At 67.8% G+C, this 16,112-nt stretch carries 17 protein-coding genes; 1 reads left to right on the top strand and 16 read right to left on the bottom strand.

Annotation, left to right across the window (positions count from 1 at the left end; genetic code table 11):
- Window positions 1–35 precede the first annotated feature (35 nt).
- From coaBC to pyrR, 11 genes are all read right to left on the bottom strand, one after another.
- On the bottom strand, window positions 36–1,325 hold the full coding sequence (gene coaBC / locus BLP88_RS18000) for a bifunctional phosphopantothenoylcysteine decarboxylase/phosphopantothenate--cysteine ligase CoaBC (protein ID WP_074591498.1): 1,290 nt from the start codon (window positions 1,323–1,325) through the stop codon (window positions 36–38).
- Between the two features lie 26 nt (window positions 1,326–1,351).
- Window positions 1,352–1,612: a DNA-directed RNA polymerase subunit omega gene (gene rpoZ, locus BLP88_RS17995; RefSeq protein WP_074591496.1), complete on the bottom strand. Its 261-nt coding sequence runs from the start codon at window positions 1,610–1,612 to the stop codon at window positions 1,352–1,354.
- A gap of 39 nt (window positions 1,613–1,651) precedes the next feature.
- Window positions 1,652–2,224 carry a guanylate kinase gene (gene gmk, locus BLP88_RS17990; protein WP_074591494.1) on the bottom strand — a complete coding sequence of 191 codons (573 nt, stop codon included), beginning with the start codon at window positions 2,222–2,224 and terminating at the stop codon, window positions 1,652–1,654.
- A gap of 21 nt (window positions 2,225–2,245) precedes the next feature.
- Window positions 2,246–2,572 (bottom strand): integration host factor, actinobacterial type, encoded by a 327-nt coding sequence (mihF, locus tag BLP88_RS17985; protein ID WP_074591493.1) that lies wholly within the window; start codon window positions 2,570–2,572, stop codon window positions 2,246–2,248.
- Window positions 2,573–2,724: 152 nt separating this feature from the next.
- Window positions 2,725–3,588: an orotidine-5'-phosphate decarboxylase gene (pyrF, locus tag BLP88_RS17980; RefSeq protein ID WP_074591491.1), complete on the bottom strand. Its 864-nt coding sequence runs from the start codon at window positions 3,586–3,588 to the stop codon at window positions 2,725–2,727.
- Window positions 3,581–6,889, bottom strand: coding sequence for a carbamoyl-phosphate synthase large subunit (gene carB / locus BLP88_RS17975; protein ID WP_074591489.1), 3,309 nt, complete (start codon window positions 6,887–6,889; stop codon window positions 3,581–3,583). Before carB ends, pyrF begins: the two co-directional genes overlap by 8 nt.
- Window positions 6,889–8,133 carry a glutamine-hydrolyzing carbamoyl-phosphate synthase small subunit gene (gene carA, locus BLP88_RS17970; RefSeq protein WP_074591487.1) on the bottom strand — a complete coding sequence of 415 codons (1,245 nt, stop codon included), beginning with the start codon at window positions 8,131–8,133 and terminating at the stop codon, window positions 6,889–6,891. Before carA ends, carB begins: the two co-directional genes overlap by 1 nt.
- Window positions 8,134–8,137: 4 nt before the next feature.
- The gene (locus tag BLP88_RS17965) at window positions 8,138–8,656 is read right to left on the bottom strand and encodes a PH-like domain-containing protein (protein WP_074591486.1); all 519 of its coding nucleotides are present in this window, start codon (window positions 8,654–8,656) and stop codon (window positions 8,138–8,140) included.
- Window positions 8,656–10,005 carry a dihydroorotase gene (locus BLP88_RS17960; protein WP_074591484.1) on the bottom strand — a complete coding sequence of 450 codons (1,350 nt, stop codon included), beginning with the start codon at window positions 10,003–10,005 and terminating at the stop codon, window positions 8,656–8,658. The genes BLP88_RS17965 and BLP88_RS17960 overlap by 1 nt, the downstream gene beginning before the upstream one ends.
- Complete coding sequence (locus BLP88_RS17955; protein WP_074591483.1) at window positions 10,005–11,012, bottom strand: aspartate carbamoyltransferase catalytic subunit; 1,008 nt, start codon at window positions 11,010–11,012, stop codon at window positions 10,005–10,007. Before BLP88_RS17955 ends, BLP88_RS17960 begins: the two co-directional genes overlap by 1 nt.
- Entirely contained in the window at window positions 11,009–11,590 is a 582-nt protein-coding gene (gene pyrR, locus BLP88_RS17950; protein ID WP_074591482.1) for a bifunctional pyr operon transcriptional regulator/uracil phosphoribosyltransferase PyrR, read from the bottom strand. The genes BLP88_RS17955 and pyrR overlap by 4 nt, the downstream gene beginning before the upstream one ends.
- 188 nt (window positions 11,591–11,778) lie before the next feature.
- Here pyrR and BLP88_RS17945 point away from each other — a divergent pair, with 188 nt between their 5' ends.
- Entirely contained in the window at window positions 11,779–13,029 is a 1,251-nt protein-coding gene (locus tag BLP88_RS17945) for a PrsW family intramembrane metalloprotease (RefSeq protein ID WP_074591480.1), read from the top strand.
- Window positions 13,030–13,147: 118 nt separating this feature from the next.
- On the opposite strand, the gene nusB is transcribed toward BLP88_RS17945, so the two are convergent.
- From nusB to BLP88_RS17920, 5 genes are all read right to left on the bottom strand, one after another.
- Window positions 13,148–13,558, bottom strand: a complete 411-nt coding sequence (gene nusB / locus BLP88_RS17940) for a transcription antitermination factor NusB (RefSeq protein ID WP_074591478.1) — start codon at window positions 13,556–13,558, stop codon at window positions 13,148–13,150.
- Window positions 13,558–14,121, bottom strand: a complete 564-nt coding sequence (efp, locus tag BLP88_RS17935; RefSeq protein WP_074591477.1) for an elongation factor P — start codon at window positions 14,119–14,121, stop codon at window positions 13,558–13,560. The genes nusB and efp overlap by 1 nt, the downstream gene beginning before the upstream one ends.
- A gap of 161 nt (window positions 14,122–14,282) precedes the next feature.
- Entirely contained in the window at window positions 14,283–14,804 is a 522-nt protein-coding gene (locus BLP88_RS17930) for a tetratricopeptide repeat protein (RefSeq protein ID WP_074591475.1), read from the bottom strand.
- Entirely contained in the window at window positions 14,801–15,892 is a 1,092-nt protein-coding gene (gene aroB, locus BLP88_RS17925; protein WP_074591473.1) for a 3-dehydroquinate synthase, read from the bottom strand. The genes BLP88_RS17930 and aroB overlap by 4 nt, the downstream gene beginning before the upstream one ends.
- Window positions 15,889–16,112: shikimate kinase (locus BLP88_RS17920; RefSeq protein WP_281186892.1), on the bottom strand; the 224-nt coding region annotated here is incomplete at its 5' end. The genes aroB and BLP88_RS17920, both read right to left, overlap by 4 nt.

Raw genomic sequence — 16,112 nt, 5'->3', positions numbered from 1 at the left:
TGTGTCCCCGTGCGAAGAGTGCGGCCGAAGCGGGGTCAGCCCGCGGGCGACACGCGGTCCAGCTCGGCGGCGATGCGGTCGATGACGGCAGCCGCGACGTCCGCCTTCGAGCCGGCGGCTGACTGGGGCCCGGCGCCGTGCCCGGAGAGGATCACCACGGAGGTTTCGTCCTGGCCGAAGACCCGGCCGACACCGACGTGGTTCACCACCAGCAGGTCGCAGCCCTTCCGGGCGAGCTTCGCACTGGCGTGTTCCAGGACGTCACCGTCGGCGTCTCCCGTCTCGGCGGCGAAGCCGACAATCAGTTGGCCGTGAGCGCCACCTGTGTGGAGACCGCCGCCTTGGAGTCCCCCGGCTTGGGCAAGGCCGCGTTGTTCGACGAGTTCCCGGAGGATGTCCGGATTCCGGACGAGCCGCACGAGCGGCGCGTCGTTGTCGTCCTTCTTCTTGATCTTGGTGTCGGACACTTCGGCGGGCCGGAAGTCCGCGACCGCCGCGGCCATGATCACGACGTCGGAGTCCGGGGCGGCGGCAAGCGCAGCCTCGCGCAGTTCGAGGGCGGATTCGACGCGGACCAGTTCCACGCCTTCCGGGGGGTCCACGTCCATGTGCGCGGCGAGGAAACGGACGCGGGCCCCGGCGTCGAGGGCGGCCTGGGCCAGTGCGGCGCCCTGCTTGCCCGAGGAGCGGTTCCCCAGGAACCGCACAGGGTCCAGGGCTTCCCGGGTGCCGCCGGCCGAAATGGTGACGGTGCGCCCGGCCAGGGGTTTGGGGGCCCCGGCAGCCGGCGCGGGGGCGGCTGCCCCGGCGAGGGCCAGCGCCGCGGCGAAGATCGCTTCAGGTTCCGGAAGCCGTCCGGGGCCCGAGTCGGCGCCGGTCAGGCGCCCGACGGCCGGTTCCAGCACAGTGGCGCCGCGGCTGCGCAGGGTTTCGACGTTGGCCCGGGTGGCGGGGTGCTGCCACATTTCGCTGTGCATTGCGGGGGCGAAGAGCACGGGACCGTGCGCCATCAGCAGTGTATTGGTGAGAAGGTCGCCGGCCTGACCGGTGGCCGCCTTGGCGAGCAGGTCCGCCGTCGCCGGGGCCACCACAACCAGGTCCGCCTCATGGCCGAGCCGGACATGGTTGACCTTCTCGACGTCGTCGAACACGCTGTTGCTCACGGGCTTGCCCGAGAGGGCCTCCCAGGTGGCAGTCCCGACGAAGCGGGTGGCCGCTTCGGTGGGAATGACCGTGACGTCGTGTCCGGCTTCAGTAAAAAGCCGGAGGAGCGATGCAACCTTGTAGGCTGCGATCCCTCCCCCGACTCCGAGGATGATGCGCACGTGGCCCCCGTCTACAGGCTGGCTGCCTACTCGGCCGATTCGATCGGCGTGGATACGAGCAGGCCCTCGTTGATCTCGCGCAGGGCGATGGAGAGGGACTTCTCGTTCAGCTTGGTGTCAACGAGCGGGCCGACGTATTCGAAGAGGCCCTCGTGCAGCTGGGCGTAGTACGCGTTGATCTGGCGTGCACGCTTGGCGCCGAAGATCACCAGGCCGTACTTGGAATCGGCGGCCTTAAGCAGCGAGTCGATCGGCGGGTTGATGATGCCTTCAAGGTTCGTGGACACGAATTCTCCAAATTCTAGCGGGCTGACAGTTCCCGGCGCTTAGCGCTGGTGCGGGGTAAGCCCCATGAGTGAAACAAGCTCGTCCGCTGCCCGTTGGACGTCATCGTTGATGACGGTGTGGTTGAACTCCGGTTCAGCGGCAAGTTCCAGTTTAGCGGTTTCCAGGCGGCGCTGCTGTTCTTCAGGGGTTTCGGTGCCGCGGCCGACGAGCCGGCGGACCATTTCCTCCCACGACGGCGGCGCGAGGAAGACGAAGTTCGCGTCCGGCACCGCTTCCTTGACCTGGCGTGCGCCCTGCAGGTCGATCTCGAGCAGGACGGATTTGCCTTCGGCGATGGCTGCCTCAACGGTGCTGCGCAGCGTTCCGTAGCGGTTGCGCCCGTGCACGACCGCCCATTCCAGGAGCTGGCCGTCCGCGATCAGGGAATCGAACTCGTCGGCGCTCTTGAAGAAGTAGTGGACCCCTTCCGTCTCCCCCGGGCGCGGTGCCCTGGTGGTAGCGGATACCGACAGCCAGACTTCAGGATAGTTGTCGCGGATGTAGGTGGATACGGTTCCCTTGCCGACGGCAGTAGGGCCTGCGAGGACGGTCAGTCCCGGTTTCTTGCTCACGTGATCCTTCGGGGTGAGGCGCTAGACGCCGTGTTTGTCTTCCATAAAATCTATCAGCGCCCGGGTTTGGTGGACGCCAAGGCCCCGGAGCCTGCGCGAAGCGGCGATGCCGAGCTCCTTCATGATCGCGGCGGCCCGCACCGGTCCGATGCCCGGAACGGCTTCCAGAAGCTCAAGCACGCGCATCCGCGCCAGCGCCTCGTCCTCGGCCGCCCGGCTGATCAGCCCCGCGATCCCGAGCTCCCCTTTCCGGAGGCGTTCCTTCGCCTGGGCCCGGAGGGCCCTGGCTTTGGCCGCCTTCGCAAGGGCATCGCTACGTTCCTGTGCAGACAAAGCCTTCAACGCCACTGAATCTCCCCATTCTGTGCAGCACCTTGCCCGAAGCAGAGTGGACTACCCCGAAGCTACCGGCATCCGCACAGGGAACGCAACGCGGAAGCCGGCACCGCCCGGGGGCTGGTACCGGCTTCCGCCACGAACGTTGAAGCTGCGGTGCCCGCTCAGCTGGCGAGCAGCCCGTCCCGGGTTTCCGCGGTGGCGGCACGCAGGCCGGCGAGGTCGGGCCCCGCGGCCAGGATGCCGCGGCTGGACGTGGCGAGGACGGCCGGGTAGGCCGCGCCGAACGTGCTGCGCAGGTCCGCCGCGGTGGCGCCCTGGGCGCCGAGACCGGGTGCCAGCAGCGGCCCGTTGACCGCGTTCAGGTCCAGGCCCAGGTCTTCAAGGGCGCTGCCGATGGTCGCACCGACCACCAGGCCAACCGAGCCCAGCGCGCCGGCATAGCGTCCGTTCTCGACGGCGGCCGCCTCCACGATGCGCTTGGCCACCGATTCGCTGCCGCCCACGTGCTGCACCGACTTGCCCTCGGGGTTCGAGGTGAGCGCCAGGACGAACACGCCGCGTCCGTACTCTGCGGCCAGCTCGAGGGCCGGGCGCAGCGACTCGAAGCCCAAGTACGGGCTCAGCGTCACCGAATCGGCGGCGAGGGCCGAGCCGTCACGCAGCCACGCGTCCGCGTATGCGGCCATGGTGGAGCCGATGTCCCCGCGCTTGGCGTCGGCGATGCTCAGCACCCCGGCGTCGGACGCGGCGGCCAGCGTGCGCTCCAGCACGGCCATGCCGGCGGAGCCGTGGCGTTCGTACAGGGCCACCTGCGGCTTGACCGCGGCAGCGAGGGAAGCCACGGCCTCCACGACGGTGAGCGAGAAGCGCTCCAGGCCGGCGACGTCGTCGTTCAGTCCCCAGTCCGCCAGCAGTCCCGGGTGCGGGTCGATGCCGACACAGAGCGGGCCGCGGTTGGCCATGGCGGCGGCCAGCCGGGAGCCGAAGGGCTCCCGGCCGGTCCGCTGGTCAGCAGCCTCAGGCATTGACCGATTCCTTCGCCGCGGTCAGGTTCGCGGCGTGCTCCTGCAGGCTGGTCACGGACCATTCGTAGGTGCGCTGAGCCTCGATCGCCTGCACGGCGGCGTTGAACTCGGCCACCGTGGTGATGCAGGGGATGCCGATCGAAGTCGCCGCGGCGCGCAGCTCGTAGCCGTCGGAACGGGCCTCGCCGCCGGAAGGCGTGTTGAAGACCATGTCGATCTCGCCGGCGACGATGAGATCGGCAATGGTGCCCTCCCCTTCGGCGCTGGAGCCTTCGGCGACCTTACGGACCGGGGTGGCCTGGATGCCATTGCGGCGCAGCACGTCCGCGGTGCCGCCGGTGGAGACGATCTCGAAGCCGAGGTCGGACAGGCGCTTGACGCCCATGATCACCGAGCGCTTGTCCCGGTTCGCCACCGAGACGAAGACCTTGCCTTCGGTAGGCAGGGCGTTGCCGCCACCGGCCTGGCTCTTGGCGAACGCGGTGTCGAAATGCTTGTCGATGCCCATGACCTCGCCGGTGGAGCGCATTTCCGGCCCGAGCAGTGAGTCCACGACCTTGCCCTCCGGGGTGCGGAAGCGGCTGAACGGCAGCACGGCTTCCTTGACGGCGATCGGCGCGTCGAACGGCAGGGTGGAGCCATCACCGGTTTCCGGCAGCATCTTGTAGGCGCTGCGGAGTTGGTTGATCGTGACGCCGGTGCCGATCAGGGCTGCGGCCTTGGCCATCTGCACGCCGGTGGCCTTGGACACGAACGGCACGGTGCGGGAGGCACGCGGGTTGGCTTCCAGCACGTAGAGCACGTCCGAGGCGAGGGCGAACTGGATGTTGATCAGGCCACGCACGCCCACGCCTTCGGCGATGGCCCGGGTGGCGGTGCGGACCCTGTCGATCACGTTCTTGCCCAGGGTGATCGGGGGCAGCACACAGGCGGAGTCACCGGAGTGCACGCCGGCTTCCTCGATGTGTTCCATGATGCCGCCGAGGTACATGTCCGTGCCGTCGAAGAGCGCGTCGACGTCGATTTCGACGGCGTCCTCGAGGAAGCGGTCGATCAGCACCGGGTGGTCCGGGGTGATTTCCGTGGCGTTGGCGATGTAGCGGGAGAGGTTGGCTTCGTCGTAGACGATCTCCATGCCGCGGCCGCCCAGCACGTAGGAGGGCCGGACCAGTACCGGGTAGCCGATTTCGTCGGCGATCTTCTTGGCGTCCTCGAAGGAGACGGCGGTGCCGTTCTTCGGAGCGATCAGGCCGGCGCTGTCCAGCACCCGGGAGAATTCGCCGCGGTGCTCGGCCAGGTCGATGGCCTCGGGCGAGGTGCCCAGGATCGGGACGCCGGCGTCGGCCAGCTGCTGGGCCAGCTTCAGCGGGGTCTGGCCGCCGAGCTGGACGAACACGCCCATCACGCCGCCGGTGCGTTCTTCGGCCGCGATAACTTCGAGGACATCTTCAAGGGTCAGCGGTTCGAAGTAGAGGCGGGTGGACACGTCGTAGTCCGTGGACACCGTTTCCGGGTTGCAGTTGACCATGACGGTCTCGTAGCCGGCCTTGCGCAGCGCCATGGAGGCGTGGACGCAGGAGTAGTCGAACTCGATGCCCTGACCGATGCGGTTCGGGCCGGAGCCGAGGATGATCACGGACGGCTTGGCGTGCAGGCCGACCTCGTCCTCCTCGTCGTAGGCCGAGTAGTGGTACGGCGTGTAGGCGGCGAATTCGGCGGCGCAGGTGTCAACGGTCTTGTAGACCGGACGGACGCCGAGGGCCTGGCGGACGCCGCGGACCACGGCTTCGCTGTTGTGGGTCAGGGCACCGATCTGCTCGTCCGAGAAGCCATGGCGCTTGGCGTTGCGCAGCATGTCCTCGGTCAGCGCGCCGGCCTTGCGTATATCCGTGGCGGTCTCGTTGAGCAGCTGCAGCTGGTCCAGGAACCACGGGTCGATCTTCGTGGCTGCGTACAGTTCCTCCACGGTGGCGCCGCCCAGCAGGGCGCGCTGGACCTGGTAGAGGCGTTCCGTCGTCGGACGCTTGGCCTTCTCTACGAGCTCGGCGACCTCGTACTCGGGCACGTGGCTGAAGTCCAGCTGCGAGCCCTTCTGCTCCAGGGAGCGCAGGGCCTTCTGCAGGGCTTCGGTGAAGTTGCGGCCCATGGCCATGGCCTCGCCCACCGACTTCATGGTGGTGGTGAGGGTGTTGTCCGCGGCCGGGAACTTCTCAAACGCGAAGCGCGGAACCTTCACCACCACGTAGTCCAGCGTCGGTTCGAAGGATGCCGGGGTCTTCTGCGTGATGTCGTTCGGGATCTCGTCCAGGGTGTAGCCCAGGGACAGCTTGGTGGCGATCTTGGCGATCGCGAAGCCCGTGGCCTTGGACGCCAGGGCAGAGGAGCGGGAGACGCGCGGGTTCATTTCGATGACGACGACGCGGCCCGTGTCCGGGTGGATGGCGAACTGGATGTTGCAGCCGCCGGTGTCCACGCCGACTTCGCGGATGACGGCGATCGCGACGTCGCGCAGCTTCTGGTACTCGCGGTCGGTGAGGGTCAGCGCCGGGGCCACGGTGATGGAGTCACCGGTGTGCACGCCCACGGGGTCGAAGTTCTCGATGGAGCAGACAACAACGACGTTGTCGTTCTTGTCGCGCATCATCTCGAGCTCGTATTCCTTCCAGCCGAGGATGCTCTCTTCGAGCAGCACCTCGGTGGTGGGGCTGTACTGCAGGCCCTGGCCGACGATGCGGCGCAGGTCGTCCTCGTTGTAGGCCAGGCCGGAGCCGAGGCCGCCCATGGTGAAGGACGGCCGGACCACCATCGGGTAGCCCAGGTCCTCGGCGGCGGCGAAGGCCTCGTCCATGGTGTGGATGATGTGGCTGCGGGCGGATTCGGCGCCGCAGCGCTCCACGACGCCCTTGAACTTCTCACGGTCTTCGCCGAGTTCGATCGCGGCGATGTTCGCGCCGATCAGTTCCACGTTGTACTTGGCCAGCACGCCGTTCTTGTCCAGGGCGATGGCGGTGTTCAGCGCCGTCTGGCCGCCCAGGGTGGGAAGCACGGCGTCGGGGCGCTCCTTGGCGATGATCTTTTCGACCACCTCGGGGGTGATCGGCTCGACGTAGGTGGCGTCGGCGAACTCGGGGTCGGTCATGATGGTGGCCGGGTTGGAGTTCACGAGGATGACCCGCAGGCCTTCCTCCTTGAGCACGCGGAGGGCCTGGGTTCCGGAGTAGTCGAACTCGGCCGCCTGGCCGATGACGATGGGACCGGAACCGATGACAAGGACGCTCTTGAGATCTGTACGCTTGGGCATTACTTGGTGTCCTCGCTGGTCTGGGCTGATGTGGTCTGGGCGGAGTTCTTGGTGCCGTCCATCAGTTCGATGAAGCGGTCGAAGAGGTAGGCGGCGTCGTGCGGGCCCGCGGCGGCCTCGGGGTGGTACTGGACCGAGAAGGCCGGGATGTCCAGGCAGGACAGGCCCTCCACCACGTTGTCGTTGAGGCTCACGTGGCTGACCTCGACGCGTCCGTAGCGCTCTTCCGGCGCCGTGCTGGCCCCGTCCATGGGGGCGTCGACGGCGAAGCCGTGGTTCTGCGAGGTGATTTCCACCTTGCCGGTGCGGCGGTCCATGACGGGTTGGTTGATGCCGCGGTGGCCGTACTTGAGCTTGTAGGTGCCAAAGCCGAGGGCGCGGCCGAGGATCTGGTTGCCGAAGCAGATGCCGAAATACGGCAGCTTCTCGTCCAGCACGGAGCGCAGCAGCTTCACCTGGGCATCGGCCGTGGCGGGATCGCCGGGGCCGTTGGACATGAAGAAACCGTCCGGGTTGACGGCCTTGACGTCCTCGAGCGTGGCGGTGGCCGGGAGCACGTGGACGCGGACGCCGCGTTCGGCGAAGCGAACCGGGGTCATGGCCTTGATGCCGAGGTCGATGGCCGCGATGCTGAAGCGGGCGTCGCCCTCCCAGCCGTGGTCCTTCGGTTCCACCACGTAGGCTTCGTCGATGCTGACTTCCTCGGCCAGGCGGGCGCCTTCCATCGGGGCGCTGGCCTTGACGGCGGCGAGCAGTTCGCTGTCGGCGGCCTTGGCGGCCTCGCCGGAGAAGATGCCGGCGCGCATGGTCTTGTTCTCGCGCAGGTGGCGGGTGATGGCGCGGGTGTCCACGCCCTGGATGCCGACGATGCCCTGCTCCACGAGTTCGGCGTCGAGGCTGCGCTCGGAGCGCCAGTTGGAGGGGCGGCGCGCGGCGTCGCGGACCACGTAGCCGGCAACCCAGATCTTGCGGGATTCGGCGTCCTCGCTGTTCACGCCGGTGTTGCCGATGTGCGGTGCGGTCTGCACCACAAGCTGGCGGGCGTAGGAGGGGTCGGTGATGGTTTCCTGGTAGCCGGTCATGCCGGTCGCGAAAACGGCCTCACCCAGGGCAGTGCCCGTGGCACCGTAGCTGCGGCCGCGGAACGTGCGGCCGTCTTCGAGGACCAGCACTGCGGGAGCGGCGCTTGCCGCGGTGCTGGCGTCAACGTCGTTCGGATGTGTCGCTGCGTTGTTGTCCGTCACTGTCTTACTTTCCACTATCGGCTTGCGCCTGGGGGTTTGCGGAGATCAATTCTTGGAGGGCGTTGATGAAGGGCTGCTTGTCGGCGGCGTGCCGGGTACGGAATCCCGTATCCAGTGTGCGGCTTCCCAGGGTCCAGCTGATGACCACGAGTCCGTTCTTTTCGACGAACTTGCCGGCCATCCCGCTGTCCTGGCGCTGGGCCTGGAGCGCCGCGCGCGGCACGAACAGCGGCGGGAAGCCGTCCCGGTCGAACAGCACGCCTTCGGGGTGCACGCTTGCTTCGGCGTTCCCGCGGAAGCCCAGGCCGTGGACCGCGATCCGGTCCAGCCAGTCCCCCGCCGTCGTGGTGGCCACGTACTGGCCTTCGACGGCGACGGCGGCCGCGCCCAGTTCCGCCGGAACGGCCGGGGGCTGTTCGACGTCGGCCTGCCGCCGGAGCCGGGAGCGCCAGCCGAGACCAATGAGCGTGAACGCCACGGCGCACAGCGCCAGGACGAGCAGCAGGGAGGCGAGCTCGTTCATCAGTTCCCGCTGACCGCGCCGGCGGTCTCCGGGTGGCGGTAGGGCACGTTCAGCTTGCCGTCGAGCACCGTGGGGTGGCCCTTGAAGAAGGTCGCGATCACGGCGCCGGGCAGTTCCCGGCCCTTGAACGGGGAGTTCCGGCCCATGGTGGCCATCTTGTAGGGGTCAACGGTCCAGCGGGCCGCCGGGTCCACCAGGATGATGTTGGCCGGTTCGCCGGCTTCGAGCGGGCGGCCCTGGTCTTCCAGGCGGCCGATGCGTGCCGGGACGGTGGAGGTGACGCGGGCGAAGTCGGCCCAGCCCATCAGGCCGGTTTCGATCATGGTTTCCTGCACCACGGACAGCGCCGTTTCCAGCCCGGTCATGCCCATGGCCGCCTGCGCCCATTCGCATTCTTTGTGCTCGCTGGGGTGCGGGGCGTGATCGGTGCCGATGACGTCGATGGTGCCGTCCGCGAGGGCCTCGCGCAGGGCCAGGACGTCCGCTTCGGTGCGCAGCGGCGGGTTGACCTTGTAGACGGGGTCGTAGCTGCGGACCAGTTCGTCGGTGAGGAGCAGGTGGTGCGGGGTGACCTCGGCGGTGACGTCGATGCCGCGGGACTTGGCCCAGCGGATGATTTCCACGGAGCCGGCGGTGGAGACGTGGCAGACGTGCAAGCGGGAGCCGACGTGCTGGGCGAGCAGCACGTCCCGGGCGATGATGCTCTCTTCCGCGACGGCCGGCCAGCCGCCCAGCCCGAGCACCGCGGAGACGGCGCCCTCGTTCATCTGTGCCCCGGCGGTGAGGCGCGGTTCCTGCGCGTGCTGGGCCACTACGCCGTCGAACGCCTTCACGTACTCGAGGGCGCGGCGCATCAGCACGGGGTCGTGGACGCAGATCCCGTCGTCGGAGAAGACCCGCACCCGGGCGCGGGAGTCGGCCATGGCGCCGAGCTCGGCGAGCTGCTCACCGGCCAGGCCCACGGTGACGGCACCCACCGGGCGGACGTCCACCCAGCCGGAGGCGCGGCCCAGGCTGTGGACCTGTTCGACGACGCCGGCGGTGTCCGCGACCGGGTTGCTGTTGGCCATGGCGTGGACTGCGGTGTAGCCGCCAAGTGCGGCGGCGCGGGTGCCGGTCTCGACCGTTTCGGCGTCTTCCCGGCCGGGCTCGCGGAGGTGGGTGTGGATGTCCACCATGCCGGGCAGGGCGACCAGGCCGGCGGCCTCGATGACGATGGCGTCCCCGGCGGCTTCATGGCTGGCCGCGCCGCCGCCCCGCGCGGCGATGACGCCGTCGCTGATCAGCAGGTCTTCGGCATCCCCGCCGAGGATGGCAGCGCCACGGATCAGGTAAGTGTTCTCTGCCATCAGTGGCTCTCCTTGCTGGACGGGGTGGTTGCGGGAACTGTTTCGCGGGTGTCCCCGGAGAGCAGCAGGTACAGGGCGGCCATTCGGACCGAGACGCCGTTGCGCACCTGGTCCAGAACCGTGGAGCGCGGCGAATCGGCGGCCGCGGAGGAAATTTCCAAGCCGCGGTTCATCGGGCCCGGGTGCATGATGATGGTGTCCTTGAGTCCGAGCTCGTCCAGGGCACGCAAGCGGGTGTCATCAAAGCCCCAGCGCCGGGAGTATTCGCGGGTGGAGGGGAAGAACGAGGCGTTCATCCTTTCGCCCTGGACCCGAAGCATCATCATCGCGTCCACCCCGGCTTCGAGGGTGTCATCGAGGTTGTAGCTGACCTTGCAGGGCCATTCTTCGACGCCGATGGGCAGCAGCGTGGGTGGCGCCACGAGGGTGACGTCCGCGCCGAGGGTGCGCAGCAGCCAGACGTTGGAGCGGGCAACCCGGGAGTGCAGCACGTCGCCGGCGATGGCCACGCGCATGCCGCTCAGGTCCGTGCCCTGGGATTCGGTGCCGTGCAGCCGGGCCCAGTGGCGGCGCATGGTGAACGCATCCAGCAACGCCTGGGTGGGGTGTTCGTGCGTGCCGTCGCCCGCGTTGATGACGGCGGCGTCGATCCAGTCCGTGGCGGCGAGGCGGTGCGGTGCACCGGAGGCCCAGTGGCGGATGACGACGGCGTCGGCACCGATGGCGGCGAGGGTCTGGGCGGTGTCCTTGAGTGATTCGCCCTTGGACACCGAGGAGCCCTTGGCGGCGAAGTTGATGACGTCCGCGGACAGCCGCTTGGCGGCGGCCTCGAAGGAGATGCGGGTACGGGTGGAGTCTTCGAAGAAGAGGTTCACCACGGTGCGGCCGCGCAGGGCCGGGAGCTTCTTGACTTCGCGTTCGCCGACGGCGGCCATTTCCTCGGCGGTGTCCAGGATGCGGATCGCGTCCGCTGCGCTGAGGTCCTGGGTGGAAAGGAGGTGTTTCATGCACCCGCCTCGATGACTACTTCGTTGACCGGGGCGCCGTCGACGGTGTCCAGTTCCTCAAGGTGCACGCGTACCTTCTCGGAGGAGGCTGTGGGCAGGTTCTTGCCCACGTGGTCGGCGCGGATGGGAAGTTCGCGGTGGCCGCGGTCCACCAGGACAGCGAGGCGCACGATGCGCGGGCGGCCAAGGTCCACGATGGCGTCCAAGGCGGCGCGGATGGTGCGTCCGGAGTACAGGACGTCGTCGATCAGCACGACAACCTTGTTGTCGATGCCGGACTTCGGCAGCTTCGTGGGGTACGGGGGGCGGGCCGGCTGGTGGGAGAGGTCGTCACGGAACATCGTGACATCCAGCTGCCCGACGATCGCGGCGGCGTCGACGGAGGGATCCGCGGCGGCGATCTTGTTGGCGAGGCGGACCGCCAGCGGGTAACCGCGGCGCGGGATGCCCAGCAGGACCAAGTCCCGGGATCCCTTGTTGGCCTCGAGGATCTCGTGGGCGATACGAGTGAGTGCACGGTCGATATCGCCCTGGTTCAGTACAACCCTGGACGGCACCGGTGCTGCGACGTCAGTCATCGCTCGTCTCCCCTTTCCCCGCCTCACAGGACGGAATTAAAAAAGGAACATTTGCCTTCCAAAAATATCACAGCGGCGCCTTCCGCCCGCTGGTGTGAAGCGGGGCCGCGTGAGTTTTCGCTCACAGCCGCTGCAGCGGCCGGCGGCCCCGCTTTGGCTGGCCCGTCCGTGCAAATAGGCTCGTGGCCATGACGATGAACCACCCCGGGCATGACGGCGGCCCGCAACCGGATCCACGCATGCTCATGGAGGCGGGAGCCAATCCCACGTGGTTCGGCCGCGTCGACCCGCGCAACTACCTGCCCGCCCCTGGCACGGCGGGACCACCGGGCCAGCTCTGGCTTCCGGCCCTGCCCGCCCGGCAACGGCGGGGGGCGGGGACGCTGCCCCTGCTCATCACCGGGGGAATCCTGGCCTTTGCGAGCCTCCTGCTGACGGTGCCGTTCCTGCTGGGGAACACCGGCGTCGTGGGTTTCGGGATCGGCTTCATCGCGTCCCTCCTGCCGCTGTCGGCGGTGCTGCTGACGGTCTATCTCATCGACCGCTGGGAACCGGAACCGAAGCGGCTCCTGGCCTTCGCGTTCACCTGGGGCGCCGCGGTCTCGATCGCGGGCACCTTGCTGATCCAGCCGCTTTTCACCCTTGCGGCGCCGCGGGGCAGCGAGGAGGAGTTCCTCTTCTTCATGGCCACCGTGGAAGCGCCGATCGTGGAGGAGTTCACGAAATCGCTGGGCCTTCTTCTCCTGCTGCTGCTGGCGAGGAAGTACTTCGACGGTCCCGTGGACGGCGTGGTGTTCGCTTTCACCATCGCCGGCGGTTTCGCGTTCACGGAGAACATCCTCTACTTCGGCCGGGAGATCGCTGAATCCACGGACCCTGCGACGGACCTCGTACGGATCTTCATACTGCGCGGCATCATGTCCCCGTTCGCCCACGCCATCTTCACGGGAACCACGGGCCTGATCATGGGCTTCGCGGCACGGAAATGGCACACCGGCTACTCGGTATTCGCCTTTGTTGTGGGCTTGCTCCCGGCAATGTTCCTGCACAACCGCTGGAACAGCATGGGCGCGGACTTCCTGGTCCAGTACGTCCTGGTTCAGGTCCCCATCTTCCTGGCCGCCGCCGTCGGGATCATCCTGCTGCGGGTGGCCGAGAGCAAGTTGACCAGACAACGGCTCCTGGAATACGCCCGTGCCGGCTGGTTTTCCCCGGTGGAGGTGGACATGCTCGCCACCGCGCGCGGCCGGCGGCAGGCCGTTCGCTGGGCCCAGGGACGGGGCCGGAAGGCCCAGATGCGGCGTTTCGTCAGGGCCGCCACCTCCCTGGCGTGCACCAGGCAGCGCATCCTGAGCGGGCGGGATGTGCACCATCACCAGGCCGACGAACTCCGCCAACTGGGCGAGGTCCCGGCCTTGCGGGCCGCGGTGCTGGGCTGAAGAGGCCGCGGTGCCGGGCTGAAGAAGGCGGCGCCGGGCTGAACCTCGGACCGGGCCCCGAAACGACAGGAGGCAGGCATCCCTTCGGGGATGCCCGCCTCCTTGTGCGCTGCTGACGCTAGGCCAGCAGGGAAGGCTTGAGCTTCTGCAGCCGGCCGAGGAGCCCGTTGATGAACGCCGGGGACTCGTCGGTGGACATGGTCTTGGCCAGGGCCACCGCTTCGCTGACGGCGACGCCGTCGGGGACGTCCTCGTTGTAGAGCAGTTCCCAGGCACCAATCCGCAGGATGATGCGGTCCACTGACGGCATGCGCTCCAGGGTCCAGCCCTGGGCGTATGTCTGCAGGAACTCATCGATGGTGGCCTGCTTGGCCAGCACGCCCTCCACGATGTCCATCGTGTAGGGGTTGACGATCAGGTCGGTCTTTTCGCGCCGGGCCCTGAGGACCTCAAGCGCCGGGGCGGAACGCTGTTCCGCCTCGAAGAGCACTTCGAGGGCCCTGGTGCGGGCCTTGCCACGGGCGCTCACTAGTCGTTGACCCGGCCCAGGTAGCTGCCGTCGCGGGTGTCGACCTTGACCTTGGTGCCCTGCTCGAGGAACAGCGGAACCTGGATCTCGTAGCCGGTCTCCACGGTGGCCGGCTTGGTGCCGGCAGAGGAGCGGTCGCCCTGCAGGCCCGGCTCGGTGTAGGTGATTTCGAGGACAACGCTCGGCGGCAGTTCGAGGTACAGCGGAGCACCTTCGTGCATGGCAATCAGGACCTGCTGGTTTTCCAGCATGAAGTTCTTGGCGTCGCCGACGACCTCGCCGGAAACGGTCAGCTGGTCGTAGTCCTGGACGTCCATGAACACGTAGTCGGCGCCGTCCTGGTACAGGTACGTGTAGTCGCGGCGGTCAACCGTGGCGGTCTCGATCTTGGCGCCGGCGTTGAAGGTCTTATCGACCACCTTGCCGGAGAGAATGTTGCGCATCTTGGTGCGGACGAAGGCACCGCCCTTGCCCGGCTTGACGTGCTGGAACTCGATGACGTTCCAGAGGTTGCCCTCAAGCTTCAGGACGGTTCCGTTCTTGATGTCGTTTGTGGTAGCCACTCGTATCCTCTTGGTTTGTTGCGCCAGACCGCTATGCCCGCCAGGCATGCCATACAGGCCGCCAGCGCTTACTTGTCAAAAATCCCGTACTTCGTTAAAAGTCCAGAAACCATTCTAGCGGCAATGTCCAGCCGCTTCGGTCCGCGAGGTCTGAGCTGGGCTCAGGGAGCCATTTCGAGCACGTTGCGGGCCCGCTGCAGGGCAACGGCCGAAGAGTAGATGAGGGACGCGTCGGCGGCCTGCTCGACCCGCAGGTCCAGCGCCTTGGCGAAGGATTCCACGGCGGCGGCCACGTTGCCGGCCACGAAGTGGGCCCGGCCCAGGAACTGGTGGATCAGGGGTTCGCGGCTGGTGCCTTGCGATTCGGCCAGGAGCTGCCGGAAAAGCTCCACGGCGCGGTCGAAACGGTTGGTGGCGCGGTGCAGCTCCGCCTCGTAGATCCGGAGCTTGAAGGATTCCGGGTCGTTGCAGCGCGCCTCGGCCAGTTCCTCTGCGGCGTCGCCGAAATGGCCTTCCAGCAGCAGGGCCATAATGCGGTCTGCCGGGTCGGTCGATGCGGCAAGCGCGGCTTCCATGGCGTCTTCATTGACAACGTGCGGGAGCAGGGTGTCGGGGTTGACGCGGACGCCGGGGAACCCTGCCGTCGGCCAATCCGTCATGCCTTCCGGTGTGATCAGTGTCATGATGCGATTTCCTGGTAGGCGGCAAAAAGCAGGGAGGTGTCCGGGACGTCAAGGATGCCCGGCTTGGCGATGCCGTCCAGGACCACGAAGCGCAGCAGGTCGCCGCGGGACTTCTTGTCCCGGCGCATCCCGTCCAGCAGGCCCTGCCAGCGGTCCTTGCGGTAGGTGACCGGCAGCCCGAAGCCCTCAAGGATGCTGCGGTGCCGGTCGGCGTCGGCGTCGGAGAGGCGTCCGACGCTGCGCGAGAGCTCCGCGGCGAACATCATGCCCACCGACACGGCCGCACCGTGGCGCCAGGAGTAGCGTTCGACGAGCTCGATCGCATGGCCCAGGGTGTGCCCGTAGTTGAGGATCTCCCGCAGCCCCGATTCCTTCAGGTCCTCGGAGACGACCTTCGCCTTGACCGCGACGGCGCGTTCGATGAGTTCCCGGACGACGTCGGACTCGGGGTCCACGGCTTCCGAACCCTTGTTCTCGATGAGGTCCAGGATGGCGGGGTCGGCGATGAACCCGCACTTGATGACCTCCGCCATGCCCGAGATGAATTCATTCTTCGGCAGGGTGCGCAAGGTGTCGAGGTCGGCCAGGACGGCGGCGGGCGGGTGGAACGAACCCACCAGGTTCTTGCCTTCGGCCGTGTTGATGCCGGTCTTGCCGCCCACGGAGGCGTCCACCATGCCAAGCAGGCTGGTGGGCATGTGGATGACCTTCACGCCGCGCAGCCAGGTGGCGGCGACGAAACCGGCGAGGTCGGTGACGGCGCCGCCACCCACGGAGACCACCGCGTCGGAACGGGTGAAGTCGTTCTGGCCCAGCACCTGCCAGCAGAACGCTGCCACCTGGATGTGCTTGCCTTCCTCCGCGTCCGGGATTTCGGCCGTGACGGCGGTGAAGCCCGCGGCATCGAGCTCGGCGCGCACGGCGTCACCGGTCAGGCGCAGGGCCCGGGGATGGATCACCAGGACCCGCTTGACCCGCTCCCCCAGCTTTTCCGGAAGGGAAGACAGGAGTCCGCGCCCGATCACGACGTCGTAATTGTCGGTGGCGGCCTGTCCAGTGACCTTGATGATTGTTGATTCAGTGCTCATTGTTGAACTTCCTCTTTCAAGGCCATGAAGCGTTCAAGCGCTTCTTCCACCCGGAGGGCGATCTCCGGGACGGTGCCGCTGCGAACGTCGATCGTGATGTCCGCCAGACGGGTGTAGACCGGCTTCCGCGCCGCGAACAGGGTCTCCCAGCGGGCCATCGCGTCACCGGCGAGCAGCGGGCGGGCGCTGTTCCGGGCGATGCGCTCGGCCACCGTGTCGG

This window comes from Arthrobacter cupressi, assembly GCF_900099975.1.
Classification (GTDB): Bacteria; Actinomycetota; Actinomycetes; order Actinomycetales; family Micrococcaceae; genus Arthrobacter; species Arthrobacter cupressi.
The sequence above is the reverse complement of the archived record's forward strand: the minus strand, read 5'-3'. Positions and strand labels throughout refer to the sequence as shown.

Excerpts from the sequence above, each read along its gene's own strand:
- BLP88_RS17965 (WP_074591486.1), bottom strand. The coding sequence starts at position 8,656 with ATGAACGAGCTCGCCTCCCTGCTGCTCGTCCTGGCGCTGTGCGCCGTG.
- pyrR (WP_074591482.1), bottom strand. The coding sequence starts at position 11,590 with ATGACTGACGTCGCAGCACCGGTGCCGTCCAGGGTTGTACTGAACCAG.
- pyrF (WP_074591491.1), bottom strand. The coding sequence starts at position 3,588 with ATGCCTGAGGCTGCTGACCAGCGGACCGGCCGGGAGCCCTTCGGCTCC.
- BLP88_RS17945 (WP_074591480.1), top strand. The coding sequence starts at position 11,779 with ATGACGATGAACCACCCCGGGCATGACGGCGGCCCGCAACCGGATCCA.
- BLP88_RS17960 (WP_074591484.1), bottom strand. The coding sequence starts at position 10,005 with ATGGCAGAGAACACTTACCTGATCCGTGGCGCTGCCATCCTCGGCGGG.
- BLP88_RS17930 (WP_074591475.1), bottom strand. The coding sequence starts at position 14,804 with ATGACACTGATCACACCGGAAGGCATGACGGATTGGCCGACGGCAGGG.
- aroB (WP_074591473.1), bottom strand. The coding sequence starts at position 15,892 with ATGAGCACTGAATCAACAATCATCAAGGTCACTGGACAGGCCGCCACC.
- BLP88_RS17955 (WP_074591483.1), bottom strand. The coding sequence starts at position 11,012 with ATGAAACACCTCCTTTCCACCCAGGACCTCAGCGCAGCGGACGCGATC.
- carB (WP_074591489.1), bottom strand. The coding sequence starts at position 6,889 with ATGCCCAAGCGTACAGATCTCAAGAGCGTCCTTGTCATCGGTTCCGGT.